The following is a 2,395-nucleotide window of genomic DNA, read 5'->3' as shown; positions in this document are numbered from 1 at the left end:
AACCGAACGGCATGGGAAGGCCGGTCAGAGAGTGTGAGAACCACGTAGGTGAAAACGACGAAAGCTGAGCAAGTTCCAGAGTACGGCCAGACACGTGAAACCTGGTCGGAAGATAGGGGGACCACCCTCCAACCCTAAATACTACCCAGTGACCGATAGCGTATAGTACTGTGAAGGAAAGGTGAAAAGCACCCCGGGAGGGGAGTGAAAAAGAACCTGAAACCCTGTGCCTACAAGCACCTAGAGCACGTCAAAGTGTGATAGGGTACTTTTTGTAGAACGGTCCGGCGAGCGATTGTATGCAGCAAGGTTAAGGTCTTCAGGACTGGAGCCGAAGCGAAAGCGAGTTTGAAAAGGGCGTTAAGTTGCATACAATGGGCCCGAAACCGGGTGACCTACCCATGGTCAGGTTGAAGTGGAAGTAAAATTCCATGGAGGACCGAACCGACCTCCGTTGAAAAGGCGGCGGATGAACTGTGGGTAGCGGAGAAATTCCAATCGAACCCGGAGATAGCTGGTTCTCCCCGAAATAGTTTTAGGACTAGCCTCAGGTTAGATATCTGGAGGTAAAGCACTGAATAGCCTAGCGGCCGAGAGGTTAGCGAAGCTTATCAAACTCAGAATGCCAGAATATTGATGCCTGGGAGTCAGACAGTGTCAGATAAATGTCATTGTCAAAAGGGAAACAGCCCAGATCTACAGCTAAGGTCCCAAAGTCAGGTTAAGTGGAAAACGATGTGAAGATACGCAGACAACCAGGATGTTGGCTCAGAAGCAGCCACTCATTCAAAGAGTGCGTAATAGCTCACTGGTCGAGCGTCTTTGCGCGGAGAATTTAACGGGGCTAAACCTGGCACCGAAGCTTAGGCAATGTAGTAATACATTGGGTAGGGGAGCGTTGTATACGCGGCGAAACAGTAGCGCAAGCGGCTGTGGAGTGTATAGAAGTGAGAATGCCGGAATGAGTAGCGCGAATGCAGTGAGAATCTGCATGGCCGAAAGCCTCAGGTTTTTGGAGGAAGGTTCGTCCGCTCCAAGTTAGTCGGGAGCTAAGGTGAGGCCGAAAGGCGTAGCCGATGCACAGACGGTAGAGATTCCGTCACCACCAAAAGAGTTAAGCACAGGGACACATAAGAAGTCTCAGAGCCGGGTGTTGGTTCCGGTAGAGATCGAGGGAAAATAGTACCGAAGTCTGGGATGGAAGATGGCGAGAAAAGCTGTGTGGATTTCTGAGGTGCCCGTACCGCAAACCGACACAGGTAGGTAGGAAGAAGATTCTAAGGCCAACGGGAGAAGGGTTGTTAAGGAACTCGGCAAATTGACCCCGTAACTTCGGGAGAAGGGGTGCTCCAGAGATGGAGCCGCAGAGAATCGGCCCAAGCAACTGTTTACCAAAAACACAGGTTTGTGCTAAATCGAAAGATGACGTATACGAGCTGACGCCTGCCCGGTGCTGGAAGGTTAAGAGGAGATGTGCAAGCATTGAATCGAAGCCCCAGTGAACGGCGGCCGTAACTATAACGGTCCTAAGGTAGCGAAATTCCTTGTCAGGTAAGTTCTGACCCGCATGAAAGGCGTAATGATTTGGGCACTGTCTCAACAGCCCGCCCGGCGAAATTGTAGTACCGGTGAAGATGCCGGTTACCCGCGACAAGACGGAAAGACCCCATGGAGCTTTACTGTAGCCTAATATTGGGTTTCGATGTTGCATGCACAGGATAGATGGGACTCTGGGAAGTGATCGCTTTGGCGGTCATGGAGAGGACGTTGGGATACCATCCTTGCGATATTGGAATTCTAACCTGCGGCTCTGAATCGAGTCGGGGGACATTGTTAGGTGGGCAGTTTGACTGGGGCGGTCGCCTCCTAAAGAGTAACGGAGGCGTTCAAAGGTTCGCTCAGCTTGAACGGAAATCAAGCAAAAGAGTGCAAACGCAGAAGCGAGCCTAACTGCGAGACTGACGGGTCGAGCAGTAACGAAAGTTGGAGTTAGTGATCCGGTGGTATGTGAGTGGAAATGCCATCGCTCAACGGATAAAAGTTACCCTGGGGATAACAGGCTGATCTCCCCCAAGAGTCCACATCGACGGGGAGGTTTGGCACCTCGATGTCGGCTCATCGCATCCTGGGGCTGTATTCGGTCCCAAGGGTTTGGCTGTTCGCCAATTAAAGCGGTACGCGAGCTGGGTTCAGAACGTCGTGAGACAGTTCGGTCCCTATCTGTCGTGGGCGCAGGATATTTGATGGGAGCTGTCCCTAGTACGAGAGGACCGGGACGGACGTACCTCTGGCGCACCAGTTGTTCCGCCAGGAGCATAGCTGGGCAACTACGTACGGATCGGATAAACGCTGAAAGCATCTAAGCGTGAAGCCGACCCAAAGATAAGATATCCCA

The 2,395-nt window shown here is 52.0% G+C and carries 1 rRNA gene; it reads left to right on the top strand.

Going from position 1 to position 2,395, the window contains the following annotated elements:
- Positions 1-2,395: ribosomal RNA gene (locus DWY95_RS16710) — 23S ribosomal RNA — on the top strand; the annotation flags it as partial.

It is taken from the genome of Faecalibacterium sp. AF28-13AC (assembly GCF_003478405.1).
Classification (GTDB): domain Bacteria; phylum Bacillota; class Clostridia; order Oscillospirales; family Ruminococcaceae; genus Faecalibacterium; species Faecalibacterium prausnitzii_E.
Note: the sequence above shows the minus strand (reverse complement) of the source record. Positions and strands in the feature narration are given on the sequence as shown.